Here is a 14742-nt window from a genome sequence, read left to right on the forward strand (position 1 = left end):
ATAGGAACGAAAATTCGCGGCGGACATGACAATGTCCATTCAATGCATCGATTGTTACCAGATTACGGACACATGACCCGGGCGTGACGCTGCGGGCGCCCCATCTCACCCTGTGTGAATCGATTTCCGCGCCCGCCCTGCAGCATTGCCGGTGCGCCAATGAGGCCGGCGTGCCAGCGGTGGCACAATGATGAAGTGTCAACCAACAATTCGCTGATCCCGCTTCTGGGCCGGGGCACCAACCCTCCCCAGCTGCAGCATGTGCGCAGGATCCCGGCCCGGCAGGCCGTCACCGAGCCCTGGCCGCAATGGGTCCATCCCGATCTGGTCAGCGCCTATTCGTTCTTGGGTGTTGTGGAGCCGTGGCGTCACCAAGTCCAGGGCGCCAACGCGGCCCACAACGGGCAGCACACAATTATCGCCACAGGAACCGCTTCAGGAAAGTCCTTGGCGTACCAGCTGCCCGCCCTTGACGCAGTCCACAGGGCGCAGTTGAAGGTGAATGAGAACCCCGGCCTACTGGAGACAGCCGGCGCCGTGACCTTGTATCTGTCACCGACCAAGGCTCTCGCTGCCGACCAACTGGCGGCCCTGAACTCCCTGCACCTGCCCACCCTCCGGGCCGCAACGTACGACGGCGACACAGCCCCGGCAGACCGGCGCTGGATACGAGATCACAGCAATTTCATCCTGTGCAACCCCGACATGCTCCATTTTGGCGTGTTGCCCAACCACACCTGGTGGGCCCGCTTCTTCAAGCGCCTGCAGTTCGTCATCATCGATGAAGCTCATAGCTATCGAGGCGTCTTTGGCTCCCATGTTGCAGTACTGCTGCGGCGGTTGCGGCGCATCTGCGCCCACTATGGTTCCTCCCCCACCTTCATTGGCGCCTCCGCCACCTCTGCTGATCCCGGCACCTCCTTTGCCCGCCTCATTGGCGCCCCCGTCACCACTGTTACCGAGGACTGCTCCCCGCACGGTGCCACCACCGTGGCCTTGTGGGAGCCGGAGCTGACGGATTTTGCCGGCGAAAACGGGGCCAAATCCCGGCGCACCGCCATTGCCGAGACATCGGATTTGCTGGCCAATCTTGTCTCCTCACATGTGCGCACCATCGCCTTCATCAAATCGCGGCGGGGTGCCGAAACGATCTCCACTGTGACCAAACGGCTCCTGGAAGACGTGGATGTGAGCCTCCCCTCAAGAGTTGCCGCCTACCGGTCCGGCTACCTGCCAGAGGAGCGCAGGGAGTTAGAAAAGGCCTTGCGGGCGGGAGACCTGCTGGGCATTTCGAGCACCTCGGCGCTGGAACTGGGCATTGACATCTCCGGCCTGGACGCTGTTTTGGTGGCTGGCTGGCCGGGCACCAGGGCGTCGTTCTTTCAACAGATCGGCCGAGCCGGGAGGGCAGGTCAGGACGCCCTGGCGGCCTTTGTGGCCAGCGACGACCCCCTGGATACCTTCCTGGTACACCACCCCGAGGCCATTTTTGACAGGGCCGTGGAGGCCACGGTCTTTGATCCAGCCAACCCCTACGTGCTGGGCCCGCATCTGTGTGCGGCCGCGGCCGAACTGCCCATCACACACCAGGACTTGGCCATTTTCGACGCCAGCACCCCAGCGTTGCTTGACCAGCTGGTGGCCCAAGGCTATCTGCGCAGGCGCCCTGCAGGGTGGTTCTGGACCCACCCCCAAAGCGCCGCCTCCATGGTGAATCTCCGCGACGACGGCGGCGGCCCCATCAACATCATTGAGGCCGATACCGGCACCCTGTTGGGCACCATGGGCTCTCCGCAGTCCCACTACCAGGCGCACACCGGCGCAGTTTACGTGCACCAGGGCACAAATTATGTGGTTCTGGAACTCAACGAGGCCGAGCACTGTGCGCTTGTCCGCCGGGGCACACCCGACTTTTACACCACGGCCCGGGATGTCACCCAGATTGAGGTGATCGAATCCGTCAAGCATGAATTGTGGGGACCGGTCGAGATGCACTTTGGTGCCGTGCAGGTGCGCACCCAGGTGGTTTCCTTTCAACGAAAAGCACTCATCTCTAACGAGGTCTTGGGCGAGGAACCGCTCGAGCTGGAGGCCCGGGACCTTTTCACCAAGGCGGTTTGGTTCACCCTGGACAATGCAACCATGCTTGCCGGTGGACTGGTGGAACCGCAATTTCCCGGTGCCCTGCATGCTGCCGAGCACGCGGCCATTGGCCTGCTGCCGCTGGTTGCCTCCAGTGACAGATGGGATGTGGGCGGGGTGTCCACGGCCATTCACGCCGACACCGGCCAGCCAACAATCTTTGTCTATGACGGCCATCCCGGCGGAGCCGGATTCGCCGAGCGAGGCTTCGACATGGCCCGGATCTGGCTGCGGGCCACGAAGGATGCAATCGAGGCGTGCGAATGCCCATCGGGTTGCCCATCCTGCGTGCAGTCCCCGAAATGCGGCAACAAGAACAACCCCTTGGACAAAGCCGGCGCGGTTGCGCTCCTCAAAGTCCTCCTCGACAACGCTCCCTAGCTGTCGTTGTCCCAACCGTCACGGGCTTGGGGCATCAGGGGGTGGCCCGGCCCTGGCCTGCCCCTGCGCCGGCCACAGCAAGGATGTTTGGATCACCACCTGTACTTGGACCGATCCGCTGCCCAGGAGCTTACAGTCCAACAATGTGGCGTTGTGGCGTGTCGCCACCTCGACGGCGACCTGGCAGGGAACGCCCGTGCTGAGTCCCCGGTAGGCGTCGGCTGCAGCGAGAGCCGTCAAATCCGCTGCCGTTGCCGCCTTCCCTGCCGAGACGGCGGCCTGGCCCAGCCACAGCACCACTACTGTCAGCAAAAGCAGGGCCAGAGCCAGCGCCGCTGCCAAAACAGTCCCGGCGCCTTCCTCGCCCGCCTCACCCGCTGTCATGGTGGGAACCCGCCTGCCCAGCTGTGATTCGCGTGCACAACTGTGCCTGGAATCGGTGACGGGCCGCCCCGGACCCATCTCCACAACGACGTTCTCGAAGCTGCTGTTCCACTCCACCGCGGTGGAGCATGATCCACGGCGAGTGGCGCCACCGCCATAGGATCTGCCTGTTCAACCCTGGCGGTGGCGTGCGCCGACTGAGTCCACGGAACCAGGCCGGACAGCACTCCTTCCACCTTTCCTCGAACGGTGACTGTGGCATAGCCGCCGGCACTGGCCATGGAAACGTCGACGCTCTCCCCTGCCACCCTCGAAACGAGGTCAAGAACCAGGGCTGGGGGATCACCGCGGGCAAGAGCCCGGGCCCCGGCCCTGGCGCCTTCTTCCAGCCTCAGCTGCAGCATGCCAGCGGACACGCCCAGCAGCAGCAAAGCCAAAAGCGCTGTTATGGCTGGCAGCACCACGGCGACCTCGGCAGTCACGGATCCGCGCTCAGCCACCATGGTGCCGCGGCGTCCGCGGCGGGGCTTGTGGGGCTTGTGGGGCCGCCCAGCGTGCGCCGCAGGGTGGTTCTGTGACGTTGGCTTCATGTCAGTCATCCCAGCTGCCTATTCTTCGTTCGCTAGTCTCGATGGCAGCTAAAAGCTCAGGGCTGTTCGGATGATGTTGAGCAGGAACCCGCGCACTTCATCACTTTTGAGGATCACCACCAGCAGGCCGGCAAACCCCACCGCCGCCAACGTGGCTATGGCGTATTCAGCTGTTGCCATTCCCGCTTCCAGGCTCCTGCGTGCTACATGCCGACCTGCCGCCATGGGACGAATCCTGGTATTCACCACCGGGCGGTTCCTAATGGCCCCGGGAAAGATCTCACGAACGTTCTCCGCGAGGAAGGTGCCATCTGCGCCAAGGATCTGACCCTGCGCGGATTCATTGCTGTTCATCTCAACTCCTTGATGTTCCACAACTGCTGTCTGCAGTTCTGCTGCGAAAACGTACTGGGGCTCCGCCGCCGCCGTTGGAACCGTTCGGCAATGGTTGAGCTGGTGGATGCAATCTTGCCCCGGTTCCAACCCCCATAGAAGGGCACTTGTGCAATCCGTGGAACAACTCCGCACGGGCTGCGGCTGTGGATGAATGAAGGGGGCCCTCCCGCCGATTCCGGTCGCCCGGGCGGGTCAGAGGGCGGGAATCATGGCCATGACTACGGGCACAACCCCCAAGGCGATGAATGCTGGCAAAGAGCAAAGCCCAAGCGGAACAACCAGCTTGACGCCCAAGGCCGCTGCCCTTTTCTCAGCCTGGCGGCTGGCGGTTCGCCGGTACTGCTGGGCCTGGGCGGACAGCAGGGGTGCTGCCGCCGCTCCGGTCAACGCACCGAAGCTGAGAGCGGCATGTATTTGGGCTACCTCGGGGCGCCCCAGGTTTCCCTCCCAAGCGTTGTGCCAGGATGCTCCGATGTCCAAACCGGCCACCACACGCAGCAAACTCCCGCGAATGTGCTCCGCCGAAACACCGGCTACTAGGCGCAGTGATCCTGGCACCGTTAGCCCGGCATCCAGGGCTGTGCCCAATAGCTCCAGCAAGAGCGGCACGTCCGCTATACCAACGAACGGTTCGTGTGACCCGCCATGGTGTTGTGGTCGATTCTGCTGGTCCGCTGATCCCGGCATCAACCCATTCAGCCGTGGACTGTGCCCGCCTGCCCGCCACGCTTCCCGTTGACAATGCGCACGCATCGCGGCCCCGCGACTTGAACCCCACAGGCACCACGACGCCATCACCGACAAGATCAAAACCACAATTGGTCTCATCATGACTGCCTGCATTCGGGGAACTGCGTTCCAGCAGTTTTACCGCCGCTAGGAATCCTAGGAAACGATGGCGGAGCCGCCGCGTCGGAAATCATCTTCCTAGACCACGCCCACCCTGCGAGCGCACATGCCACACCAGCGGCCATCACCGCCCAACCAAGCGGGCCTCCCAGGAGTGCACCAATTGGATCAACACCCATCGTCGTTCCGAGACCGAGCCCAATAAATGGCAGCCAGCTCAAGAGGCGTACGGTGGCCCGCGGGCCGGCCAATGCCGTTTCCCGCAAGGCTGCGGCGTCTTGTTCTGCCTCGATGGCTGCGGCAAGCCGGTTCAAGACTGCTGCCATTGCCGCTCCGCTGACCTCACAGACCTCAAAGCAGGCAGCCAGCTCCAACCATGTTCCGTGTTGCCTGACGGTCAGTGCGGCGCCCCGGACCGTGGTGTTCCCTGGCCCATGGACCAGGGCCGCCGCGCAAGCCTCGCGTATTGAGGCAGATGCCGGTAGGCCCAAGGCGCTGGCCCGTTGTACGGCCAGGACCAGCAGGATGGTGGCGTCAGCAGCACGCGGCGGGCCGTTGATCCGCAGTTGTGGAAGTTCCGATGGTGCCTGCGAGCGCCCCGCGGGCCAGAGGTTCTCTCTCCTGTCCCCCTGCACCCCCGTTGCACTGTCGGCTTCCACGGCCAGTACGTGGCCCAACGCTCCCCAGAGCGCTGGGCCCGTTCTTCCGGCAGCCAGCAGCGACGCTAATTGACGGACCATTCGCGGTAGATCATCCTGCGGAACTTGCTTCTTCAGGATGAGGGGTACCCCACGTGTTCGCCGGCCGGGTGGCGGTGTCCGCCAAACAGGGGTGTGAAGAGTCAGCAGGCAGCAAGCCGCACACAGCAGGACCAAAATCGCCATTGCTCTCACGGCGCCACCACCCGTTGTGGTCCTGCAGGGGTGTAGGCCTCCGGGGCATCAAAGTTCTCCGCCATCCCCAGGCGCCCGGCAAGTGCTGCCCATGCACTGCCTTGAACAAGTTGATCCTTCTCCGGCACGCTGGCATCAGCTGCATGCGGGGGTGTTGCCGGCATGCGCAGGGTTAGTGCGGGCACCACGTCCAGGTGGCCGTCACGGAGTTGCACCACAGCGATTTCTGCGGCAACCCTGCGTCCTTGGATTCGGTCAAGGTGAATGATGACGTCAAGTGCGCTGGCTCCCTGCAAATACACGGCCTCGGGGCTCATCCCTGCCAGGGCTCCCAGTGCGGTGAGCCGTGCAGGCACGTCATGAGCACTGTTTGCATGAATGGTTCCGCCGCCACCGCTGTGCCCGGTGTTCAGAGCCATGAGCAGTTCCCGAACTTCCCTGCCCCTGCATTCGCCCACAATCAAACGGCCGGGGTTCATCCGCAGGGCTTGGCGCACCAACTCCGCCAGATCCACGGCTCCGGCACCCTCGGCGTTCTCGTGGCGGGCTTCCAACGTCACCACGTGGGGGTGCTCCGGTTCCAACTCGGCAGCATCTTCGATCAGGACAAGCCGTTCCTGGGCGCGGCACAGGCCAAGGAGCGTTGAGAGCAACGTGGTTTTACCTGCTCCCGTGGCCCCGCTGATGAGGAAATTCAGCCGGCCCTCAATGACCTTCTGAAGGACCCTCGCCAGCCTCGGCTCCACGCTTCCCGTTGCAACCAACTCAGCCAGGGTTAGAACAGTTTTGTGTTTGATGCGGATGGACAGCAGCGTTCCGGTGGTGGAGACGGGCGGAAGCACCGCATGAACACGGTACCCGGAGGCAATCTTCACATCCACGCAGGGGCTGCTTTCATCCAGACTTCGGCCCGCGCTTGCCACGAGTCTCACGGCCAACGAGCGCAGCTCCCCCTCATCGGCAAACCTCACCGCGACACGTTCGGGACCCATGCCCCGATCAATCCATACGGAATCCGGTGCATTGACAAAGATGTCGCTCACGGCAGGGTCCTTCACCAGGGCCTGCAGGGGTCCCAAGCCGTTGAGTTCGGCAGTGATCCTTTCCATGGCCACCAGGGATCCTGCGGCGCCCAGCAAGCGCCCGCTGTCCCGGACGGCAGCCGCCACTTGAAGGTCTGTCACTGGACCTGCGTGGGCCAGAACTGTCCTGCGAACCACGTCCAGCAGCTGCGCATCCACCGGCTCCGGCCCGGCGGAACCGTCCCAGGGGCTGCGCGGGAAGATCTCGCGGTGTGCCGAGGCATTCATGGCCGCACCTTGCCACGGGGCCGGCCGGCAAATGGTATGTCCCCTGCCATCCACTCAAGTGCGCTTGCCGCCAGCATGCGCACACGCCGTCGCCGTAACAGCTCAGGAAGCCGCTGCGGGTCCACCGCCGCAGCCGCTCCCCGCAGGTGCGGAAACTCCCCCACCAGTGGCAGGCCCATGGCATCGGCCACCATGGCAGCGTCGAGGCCTTCCGCCACCGGGCCACGGACCACCACGGCAACGGGCATGGGCGGAAGCGATTCCATCATCGCCAATGCGGCGGCAGCTGCCCGTGGTCTTGCTGGAACCACCACCAGCAGTCCACTGCAGTGAACCCCAAAAGTCCTGAAGGCTTCAGGCGTCCGGCCAACGTCAACTAAAACCAAGCCGAATGCTCCCCTGGCCGCGCGCATGACTTCGGCCACGGCGGATTGTCCTTGGGGTGCTTCTTGGTGCCCGGCCGTTGGGGGCATCCGGGACTGGTGTGCTGCCGTGACGCTGCTTCCCGCTGTGGCAGCCTTCGCGGCGGTAGCGGCCCCCATGTCCGGCCGCCCCCTCGAGTCCCACGAGAGGAATGACAACGTGCCAACTTGGGGAAGCGCGGCTGCCAGCTGTGCGGGATTGATGGACCCGGAAACACCCAGCAGTTCCGGCCAGCGCAACCCGGGATGATCCTGCACAGACATGCCGGCGCTCAAACCCCCGCCCCACCTGTCACCGTCGACCAACAGGGTTCGGGTACCACGTGCAGCAGCTTCGGCAGCCACCAGCACTGACAGCGTTGAAGCACCTGCCCCACCACAACCGCCCACGATCCCCACCACACCAGCCCCCGGAGTGGGACTGCCTAAGCACGCCAAGTAATCTGCCAACCACTGCGCGGAATCAGGCAAAATGGCCACCCTGTCCGCCCCGAGCCGCACTGCCTGGCGCCACATCTGCGCTGCATCCTGGGCAAAACCAACAACCGCAGTGGGGCCACGCCAACCGGCAAGCCCCACGTCAACAGCCGCATCAACCAGCACCGCCGCGACATCATCCCATTGCACAGGCAGTTGCTCCAGGCTCTGCCCAATCAACAGCTCGACGGCGGCAGCCGCACTGACCCGCCCCACTTCGCCCTGCAGCTCCGGTGCGGCCGTCAAAAGCAGCACAGTTGTGTCGCGGCGTGGGAGCCAGGGGTCCCCCGCCTTCCCGCGGGGCAGAATTTGGCTACTTCTCATGGGACAACTGTGGCCTTGAACAGTCCTGGCATCCAGCGCCCGGTGGGAGAATGTGGACAACCTGACACCGGGAGGTGGCTGTGGAGGCATTAAGCAACCCACCGGTGGAGAATAGAAGCTATGTACGCATTGCTGGCCATGGCCCCCGACAGCCCCACTGTGGTGGTCCAGCTAAGGCACGACGACGGCACCCCCGCCGCCCCCACCCGTGCCGTGGCCCGCACGGGCCTCGCCGCACTGGTCCGAAGCATTGAGCAGGAGCACCAGCCACGCTGGGTGTGGGACCGGGCCGCACATTGGTATCCGGAGTTACTGGCAGCCAACGTTCGGGTTGAAAAGTGCCACGATTTGGCCCTCTGCCAGAACATCCTGCTGTTCTCAAAGTTTGCTGCAGCAAGCGCCTACCACCGGCAGTTCACGCCCGTCCCACCGGAAACCGAGTCACTGCAGCGAGGCGTCTCCCGCGGTGGGGTCAGCGCCGGCCAGGACAGCCTGTTTGACGCACCCCCCGCGGTGGCTGCCCACAAGGCGTGGGGCCTAGACATCGTGGCGAAGGAACTTGGCGCCCAGAAAGCCGCCATTCATTCATCCACACACCCCTCCCGGCTCACACTTTTGCTCAGTGCCGAATCTGCCGGCGCTTTGGTGGCTGCTGAGATGCAATATGAAGGTATCCCCTGGCGGGAAGACCTACATAGGAGGCTGCTGCATGAACTGCTCGGACCCGAACCCAGCATCCACACGCACCCGGAAAAAATGGAGGCCCTGGCAGGGGAACTGCGCACCGCCCTCAACGCGCCATCCCTGAACCCGGACTCTCCCCAGGATCTGATGCGGGCCTTGCACCGGGCCGGGATCGACGCCAAATCCACCCGAAGCTGGGAGCTGATGGAGTTCAAGCACCCTGCCATCGAGCCCCTGCTGGCGTACCGGAAACTCAGCAGACTTTTCACCACGAATGGCTGGAACTGGCTCCAACAGTGGGTGCATGAGGGCCGTTTCCACTCTGAATACGTGGTGGGCGGTGTGGTGTCTGGCCGTTGGGCCTCCCGCGGCGGCGGGGCCATGCAAATCCCGGCACAGATCAGGGGCGCTGCCGTGGCCGATCCCGGCCACTCGCTCATTGTGGCGGACGCTGCCCAACTGGAACCCCGCGTCCTGGCAGCCCTGGCGCAGGACTCGGCCATGGCTGCGGCGGGCCAGGACGGCTCCGGGAGCAACTTGGATTTGTATGCCGGAATCGCGGCGCAAGGATTTGGCGGCGACCGCAGCATGGCCAAAATTGCGTTGTTGGGCGCCATCTACGGCGCCACCTCCGGTGAATCGGGGCGCCTGGTGCCACAATTGGCGCGCATGTATCCCCGCGCACTGGATTTTGTGGAACAGGCAGCCCGGGCCGGGGAACGTGGTGAACGCGTGAGCACATACTTGGGACGCAGCACTCCGCCCACCACCGCCGAGTGGCACGAAGGCCAACGAAGCGACTCGGCCCAGGAGCAACGCAGGGCTGAGTCCGCGGCCCGTTCCCGCGGCCGCTTCACCCGCAATTTTGTGGTCCAGGGGACGGCTGCGGAATGGGCATGCTGCTGGTTGGCAGAATTGCGACGCCGGTTGCGGGCCCTGCCGGCAACCCCAGCAACCGCCGGCGGAGGCTCGCAGGGCGGCGGCGCCCCGGCACTGGTATTTTTCCTCCATGATGAGGTCATGGTGCATTGCCCCGATGCCTTGGTGGCGGAAGTAACCCAGATTGTGCACGAGTCCTCCAGGGCCGCCACCGAACTGATTTTTGGCAAGATTCCGTTGGAATTTCCCGTCAACGTCAGTGTGGTCCAGTGCTACGCTGACGCCAAATAGGGCGGCGCGGACACGAGCCCGCAACACCCACCATGGCGGTGCAAAGCAGCCAGCGCAGAGGAGAGGAGAGGCCAGCATGAGCGATTCGCAGTCAACGTCCACCCCGGCACCAGTTCCGGCCCGGGCGGTCCGTGGCACGCATCCAGAGCAAATTTTCTGCAATGGGCGTATCCTCACGATGCGCGGCCCTTCCCCCGAGTATGTGGAATCGATTGTCATCGGCGGCGGCAAGATCGTCTTTGTTGGCGATGAAGCATTGGCGCGGAAGCAGTTCCCCAACGCCGCAACGAGGGATCTGGACGGGGCAGCGCTGCTCCCCGGATTCGTTGACGCACACAGTCATTTTTCGGCAGCATTTGACCTTGCCGACAGGGTGAATGTGGGCCCGCCACCCATGGGCCCATGCGATGATATTGCAACACTTCTGCAGACGCTGGATGCATTCAGGACCGGCCGTCGCCTGGGGCCCGGCGAGTGGCTCGTCGGCTATGGCTACGACCAGGAGGCCCTCGCCGACAACCGGCATATCACCGTCAAGGACTTGGATGCTCTCTTCCCCGACATCCTGGTCATGTTGGTGCACGTTTCCAGCCACGGGGCTGTGCTGAACTCGGCAGCGCTGCGGTGGGCCGGCATCGACGCCACCACGCAAACGCCCAGCGGCGGCGTCATCGCCCGGCTGCCCGGATCACAGGAACCGGCGGGGCTGCTCATGGAAACTGCCTACATGAATCTGGTGCTGGGAAAGCTTCCGGTTCTCAGCCCGGCAGACAAACTCCGCCTGCTCGACGGCGCACAACAGGACTATGCCTCGCAGGGCTACACCCACGCCCAGGACGGATTCGTCACCGTGGCCGATCTGGATCTCTACCAAGCGGCGGCGGCTGACGGGTTGCTGTATTTGGATATTGCAGCCCTGGGCTCCTTTTGGGAAGCACCCCAGTGGCTGGGCAACCCCGCATACCCCACGGGAATTTACCGCAACGGATTCAAGATCGCCGGCCTGAAAGTCATGCAGGACGGTTCGCCTCAGGGCCGCACAGCGTACATGCGCAGCCCGTATCTGACGGGTGGTTTGGACGGGCAGGCGGACTGGTGTGGAGAGCCCCTGATGGCCTTCGAGTCATTCGCTGCGATCGTGCACAACACCCTCGAGCACGGCGTCCAGCTGTACGCCCACGTCAACGGCGACGCCGCGATCGACCAGCTCATCCGGGCCGTGGAACAGACGGGAACCGCAGCAGAGAATGACCTGCGGACGGTGGCCATCCATTCACAATTCCAGCATCCGGAACAATTGCAGGACTACCTGCGCCTGGGCATCACGCCAAGCTATTTCACCAACCACACGTTCTTCTGGGGCGATGTGCACCGCGCCAATACCGGCGAGGACAGAGCATCGTTCATCAGTCCCCTGAAATCTGCTCTCGAAACAGGATTGCTCGTCTCCAACCACAGCGATTTCCCGGTGACGTCCCTGGACCCGTTTTTCATGATGTTCACGGCCATGAACCGGACCACCCGCTCGGGGCACATCCTGGGCCCTGATCAGCGCATCAGCGCCTACGCGGCGCTGCAGGCACTCACCACGGGACCCGCAAACCAGCTATTCGAGGAGGACCGAAAAGGCATGCTCAAGGTTGGCATGTTGGCTGACTTTGTGATGCTCGACGCCGATCCCCTCGCGGCAACGCCCGAGAGGGTCAGGAACATTCAGGTGCTGGAAACCATCAAGGAAGGCGTGACCGTTTACCGTTGCTAGATGGGGGCAGGAATTTCGCGGCTCTCATCCCACGGCACGGCCCAGCCCAATTCCTGGAAAACGTAAGTCAGGATGCCGGCCGTGAAACCCCACACCACCACGCCGTTCACCACGAAGGCAGGTCCCTTGTACGGAAAGCGGCCACGTTTCAAGACGGCTGTGAACCTATTGTCCGGGTCCAGCAGATCGCGCACGGGAACCCGAAACACTTGCGCCGACTCGCCATAGTCAACAACAGCCACCGGCGTTTGCCGTGCCCACCACCCCACCACGGGTGTCACCAAGAAATTGCTGACCGGCAAGGGAACCTCAGGCAGCAAGCCCAGGATTTCAACCCCACTGGGATCAAGACCGGTTTCTTCTTCAGCCTCCCGCAACGCAGCAGCCATGATGGATGTATCGCCTTGATCCACACCGCCGCCGGGGAACGCCACCTGGCCGGGGTGGTCACTGAGAGTGTGTGCGCGTTCAATCAGCAGCAAGTCCAAATCGGCCTCAACCAGCGGCTTTGCAGAGGTGGCCGGGATATGGTCCAGCGCGCCAAAGAGCATCAGCACAGCCGCCGGCCGGGCGGACGCCCTATCCATGGCTGGTTGCCACAACGCCGGCCGTCCGGCGCTCAGGGCTGCCGGCAACGCAGCCGTTGCTGCTGCTTTTTCAGCCAACACCGCCAGGTCCGCATAGGCGCTCATGCTAAGACCCCGAATCCCGGGCAGCCTGCTGGGACTCTTGCCTGTACTGCGCGGCGTTGTCCACATCGGCGAGCATGCGTACCAGGAGTTCCTCGGCTCCGGGGGCCAGCTCATATTTGAGCAGTTTGGCGGCCTTGACGGGATCCACTTCGCCATCGCCATAGGCGGGGCACAAGTGGGCAATCGGGCAGGCCCCGCAGGCGGGCTTGCGGGAGTGACAAATCCGCCTGCCGTGGAAAACCACCCGGTGGGACAGCATTGTCCAGTCCTTGGGCTCAAACAAGGCAGCCACATCGGCTTCGATCCGCACGGGGTCGGTGGAATCGGTCCAGCCAAACCTCCGGGCCAACCGCATGAAATGTGTATCCACCGTGATCCCGGGAACGCCAAAAGCATTGCCCAGCACCACATTGGCGGTTTTCCGCCCCACCCCCGGCAGCGTGACTAGGGCCTCCAAGGAACCCGGCACCACGCCGTCGTACTCATCGACCAGGCGCGTGGCCAGGGCGAGCAGGTTCGCAGCCTTGGCCCGGAAGAATCCGGTGGGTCGGATCAGTTCCTCCAGCTCCACGCTTTGGGCCTGAGCCAGCGCCACCGGGTCCGGGTACCGGGCGAAAAGTGCCGGGGTGACGGCGTTGACGCGGACATCGGTGGTTTGTGCGGAGAGCACGGTGGCCACCAGCAGCTCAAACGGGTTCCGGAAATCCAGCTCCGCATGCGCATAAGGGTAGAGCTGCGCCAATTCGCGGTTGATTTTCCGGGCCCGGCGCTTGAGCGCCAGCGCCGATTCCTGTGCCACCATCGCGTCTGGGGTTACTGGCTGTCCGAGGCCCGCTCGATGCCCACAAGGTCAAGCAGGATACCCGTCTTGCCATGGCTGTCCTGGACCAGGAAGCTGCTTCCGCGGTCCTCCAGCGCCAAGATCCACGAGCCGGGTGTCAGCTTGAAAACAAACTGGCGAGTCTTCTCATCAATCACGTTCTGGGGACGGTCAACGGCAAACCAGAAGGGGTCGGCCACCACGGGTGCGGCGCCGGCCTTGGGGTTGACGGTGGCGGCGATGCTCTCCTTGACCGGAGTTGCGGTGGTTGCGGGCGCCGCTGAAACCTCGGCCACCTGCGGGTTCAGCGTGGTTGCGGGGGCGTCAGCGGACTGATCCGCCCTGGTACTCGCAACGGCACCCGAGGTGTTAACTGCGGCGGGGGCGGCTGCGGCGGTCTGCACGGCCGGCTGCGCTGTCGTTGTGGGCTGCGCTGTTGTGTGGGCTGCCGGGACGGTGGCGGCCGCGCCGGCGCCGGCAGCAGCGCCCGCGGCCGGAGTTGTTGCGGACTGTGCAGCAGCGGTGGCTGCCGGTGCGGCGTCTGCCACGGTTTGGGCAGCGGCCCCGGCAGTTGCACCCGCAGCGGTGCCTGCTGCACCAGTTTCCTTAGCGGGGGTGAAAATCTGGCCAGCCGCCGTGTGACCTGCGGCTGCCTGCGGAGCGTTCCACGCGAAGGGCTGCTGGGTGGTGTGTGTGCTGGCAGCAGCGCCAACGCCAGCACCGCCTGCGGCGCCTGCAACAGCGCCACTGTTCGTCTGCGGGGCCGCGCCGTTCTGGGACGCCACAACAGGCTTGGGCGCCGAGGGCCGCGCAACCGCGGGAACGGCGTCGCGCGCAACAACGTGGGCCGGAACCTCAGCCCGGCCAGCAAAATCAGCGGCCAGCATGGGGATCCACTGGGCGCAAACGGTTGCGGTGAGCAGTACCAGCGAGCCCACCAGGCCCAGCAAATACGCCACGCCGAAGGTGGTTACGGTTCCGGTGAAGAAGAAGAATGTGGCTAAGCAGGCCACCACGGAAGCAAACTGGTCAATGGACAGCGACCCAATGCGGATTTTGACCTCGGGGCTCAGCCGGCGGACCAGGAACAGGCCCCCAACAGCCAGCGGCAGGATGACGCCAACGCCAATGTAGAACAGACCGGCAGCGTTCCAGAGGTTGAAACTTCCGGCGATGGTGACAATGATCGGCACCAGCGAGGCGACGAAAATTAGTGCAACCGATCCCAGCACTGCCAGGTCGCGAATGGTCAGGGGGCCGGCAACGGCAGTGCTGACCGTTGCCTTGGCGGGGCCTGTGGTGGCCGGCGCCGAGGGCGTTTGTTGCTCTGTCATGGTCTTACTCCTAAATGTCACGATTACTCCCAAGCCTAGTTACCGCAGGGGGCCAACACTAGCGAGCCACAGCAATACCGGGTAGTAATACGCCACACGGGGAGAACTGCCC

The 14742-nt window shown here is 64.0% G+C and carries 13 protein-coding genes; 3 read left to right on the top strand and 10 right to left on the bottom strand.

Annotated elements, in window-relative coordinates:
* Positions 1-159: 159 nt before the first annotated feature.
* On the top strand, positions 160-2523 hold the full coding sequence (locus ACX80Q_RS01945) for a DEAD/DEAH box helicase (RefSeq protein WP_459328829.1): 2364 nt from the start codon (positions 160-162) through the stop codon (positions 2521-2523).
* 18 nt (positions 2524-2541) lie between these two features.
* Here ACX80Q_RS01945 and ACX80Q_RS01950 read toward each other — a convergent pair whose 3' ends face one another.
* The 7 genes from ACX80Q_RS01950 to ssd all read right to left on the bottom strand — a co-directional run bounded on the left by ACX80Q_RS01950 (position 2542) and on the right by ssd (position 8168).
* Positions 2542-2907: an Rv3654c family TadE-like protein gene (locus tag ACX80Q_RS01950; RefSeq protein ID WP_459328830.1), complete on the bottom strand. Its 366-nt coding sequence runs from the start codon at positions 2905-2907 to the stop codon at positions 2542-2544.
* A complete protein-coding gene (locus ACX80Q_RS01955; protein WP_459328831.1) occupies positions 2904-3506 on the bottom strand; it encodes a TadE family type IV pilus minor pilin in 603 nt (200 codons plus the stop codon). Before ACX80Q_RS01955 ends, ACX80Q_RS01950 begins: the two co-directional genes overlap by 4 nt.
* A gap of 39 nt (positions 3507-3545) precedes the next feature.
* A complete protein-coding gene (locus ACX80Q_RS01960; protein ID WP_459328832.1) occupies positions 3546-3851 on the bottom strand; it encodes a DUF4244 domain-containing protein in 306 nt (101 codons plus the stop codon).
* Positions 3852-4085: 234 nt separating this feature from the next.
* Positions 4086-4502, bottom strand: a complete 417-nt coding sequence (locus ACX80Q_RS01965) for a type II secretion system F family protein (RefSeq protein ID WP_459328833.1) — start codon at positions 4500-4502, stop codon at positions 4086-4088.
* A gap of 218 nt (positions 4503-4720) precedes the next feature.
* Positions 4721-5482, bottom strand: coding sequence for a type II secretion system F family protein (locus ACX80Q_RS01970; RefSeq protein WP_459328834.1), 762 nt, complete (start codon positions 5480-5482; stop codon positions 4721-4723).
* A gap of 149 nt (positions 5483-5631) precedes the next feature.
* Positions 5632-6945, bottom strand: a complete 1314-nt coding sequence (locus tag ACX80Q_RS01975) for a TadA family conjugal transfer-associated ATPase (protein ID WP_459328835.1) — start codon at positions 6943-6945, stop codon at positions 5632-5634.
* Positions 6942-8168, bottom strand: coding sequence for a septum site-determining protein Ssd (ssd, locus tag ACX80Q_RS01980; protein WP_459328836.1), 1227 nt, complete (start codon positions 8166-8168; stop codon positions 6942-6944). The genes ACX80Q_RS01975 and ssd overlap by 4 nt, the downstream gene beginning before the upstream one ends.
* 120 nt (positions 8169-8288) lie before the next feature.
* Here ssd and ACX80Q_RS01985 point away from each other — a divergent pair, with 120 nt between their 5' ends.
* Both ACX80Q_RS01985 and ACX80Q_RS01990 read left to right on the top strand, forming a co-directional pair.
* Entirely contained in the window at positions 8289-10022 is a 1734-nt protein-coding gene (locus ACX80Q_RS01985; RefSeq protein WP_459328837.1) for a bifunctional 3'-5' exonuclease/DNA polymerase, read from the top strand.
* A gap of 76 nt (positions 10023-10098) precedes the next feature.
* Entirely contained in the window at positions 10099-11784 is a 1686-nt protein-coding gene (locus ACX80Q_RS01990) for an amidohydrolase (protein ID WP_459328838.1), read from the top strand.
* Here the strand turns inward: ACX80Q_RS01990 and ACX80Q_RS01995 are convergent.
* Genes ACX80Q_RS01995 through ACX80Q_RS02005 form a run of 3 tightly spaced genes read right to left on the bottom strand, consistent with a single transcriptional unit; the run spans position 11781 to position 14630 of the window.
* Positions 11781-12476, bottom strand: coding sequence for an NUDIX hydrolase (locus tag ACX80Q_RS01995; protein WP_459328839.1), 696 nt, complete (start codon positions 12474-12476; stop codon positions 11781-11783). The genes ACX80Q_RS01990 and ACX80Q_RS01995 overlap by 4 nt on opposite strands.
* Position 12477: 1 nt before the next feature.
* Entirely contained in the window at positions 12478-13278 is an 801-nt protein-coding gene (gene nth, locus ACX80Q_RS02000; RefSeq protein WP_459328840.1) for an endonuclease III, read from the bottom strand.
* A gap of 11 nt (positions 13279-13289) precedes the next feature.
* A complete protein-coding gene (locus ACX80Q_RS02005) occupies positions 13290-14630 on the bottom strand; it encodes a hypothetical protein (RefSeq protein ID WP_459328841.1) in 1341 nt (446 codons plus the stop codon).
* Positions 14631-14742: the final 112 nt, after the last annotated feature.

This window comes from Arthrobacter sp. HLT1-20 (assembly GCF_054510895.1).

What these genes read in the sequence shown, in the direction of transcription:
- ACX80Q_RS01960 (WP_459328832.1), bottom strand. Translation starts at nt 3,851, where the DNA reads ATGAACAGCAATGAATCCGCGCAGGGTCAGATCCTTGGCGCAGATGGC.
- ACX80Q_RS01985 (WP_459328837.1), top strand. Translation starts at nt 8,289, where the DNA reads ATGTACGCATTGCTGGCCATGGCCCCCGACAGCCCCACTGTGGTGGTC.
- ACX80Q_RS01995 (WP_459328839.1), bottom strand. Translation starts at nt 12,476, where the DNA reads ATGAGCGCCTATGCGGACCTGGCGGTGTTGGCTGAAAAAGCAGCAGCA.
- ACX80Q_RS01975 (WP_459328835.1), bottom strand. Translation starts at nt 6,945, where the DNA reads ATGAATGCCTCGGCACACCGCGAGATCTTCCCGCGCAGCCCCTGGGAC.
- ACX80Q_RS01950 (WP_459328830.1), bottom strand. Translation starts at nt 2,907, where the DNA reads ATGACAGCGGGTGAGGCGGGCGAGGAAGGCGCCGGGACTGTTTTGGCA.
- ACX80Q_RS01945 (WP_459328829.1), top strand. Translation starts at nt 160, where the DNA reads ATGAGGCCGGCGTGCCAGCGGTGGCACAATGATGAAGTGTCAACCAAC.
- ACX80Q_RS01990 (WP_459328838.1), top strand. Translation starts at nt 10,099, where the DNA reads ATGAGCGATTCGCAGTCAACGTCCACCCCGGCACCAGTTCCGGCCCGG.
- ACX80Q_RS01955 (WP_459328831.1), bottom strand. Translation starts at nt 3,506, where the DNA reads ATGACTGACATGAAGCCAACGTCACAGAACCACCCTGCGGCGCACGCT.
- ACX80Q_RS01970 (WP_459328834.1), bottom strand. Translation starts at nt 5,482, where the DNA reads ATGGTCCGTCAATTAGCGTCGCTGCTGGCTGCCGGAAGAACGGGCCCA.
- ssd (WP_459328836.1), bottom strand. Translation starts at nt 8,168, where the DNA reads ATGAGAAGTAGCCAAATTCTGCCCCGCGGGAAGGCGGGGGACCCCTGG.
- nth (WP_459328840.1), bottom strand. Translation starts at nt 13,278, where the DNA reads ATGGTGGCACAGGAATCGGCGCTGGCGCTCAAGCGCCGGGCCCGGAAA.
- ACX80Q_RS02005 (WP_459328841.1), bottom strand. Translation starts at nt 14,630, where the DNA reads ATGACAGAGCAACAAACGCCCTCGGCGCCGGCCACCACAGGCCCCGCC.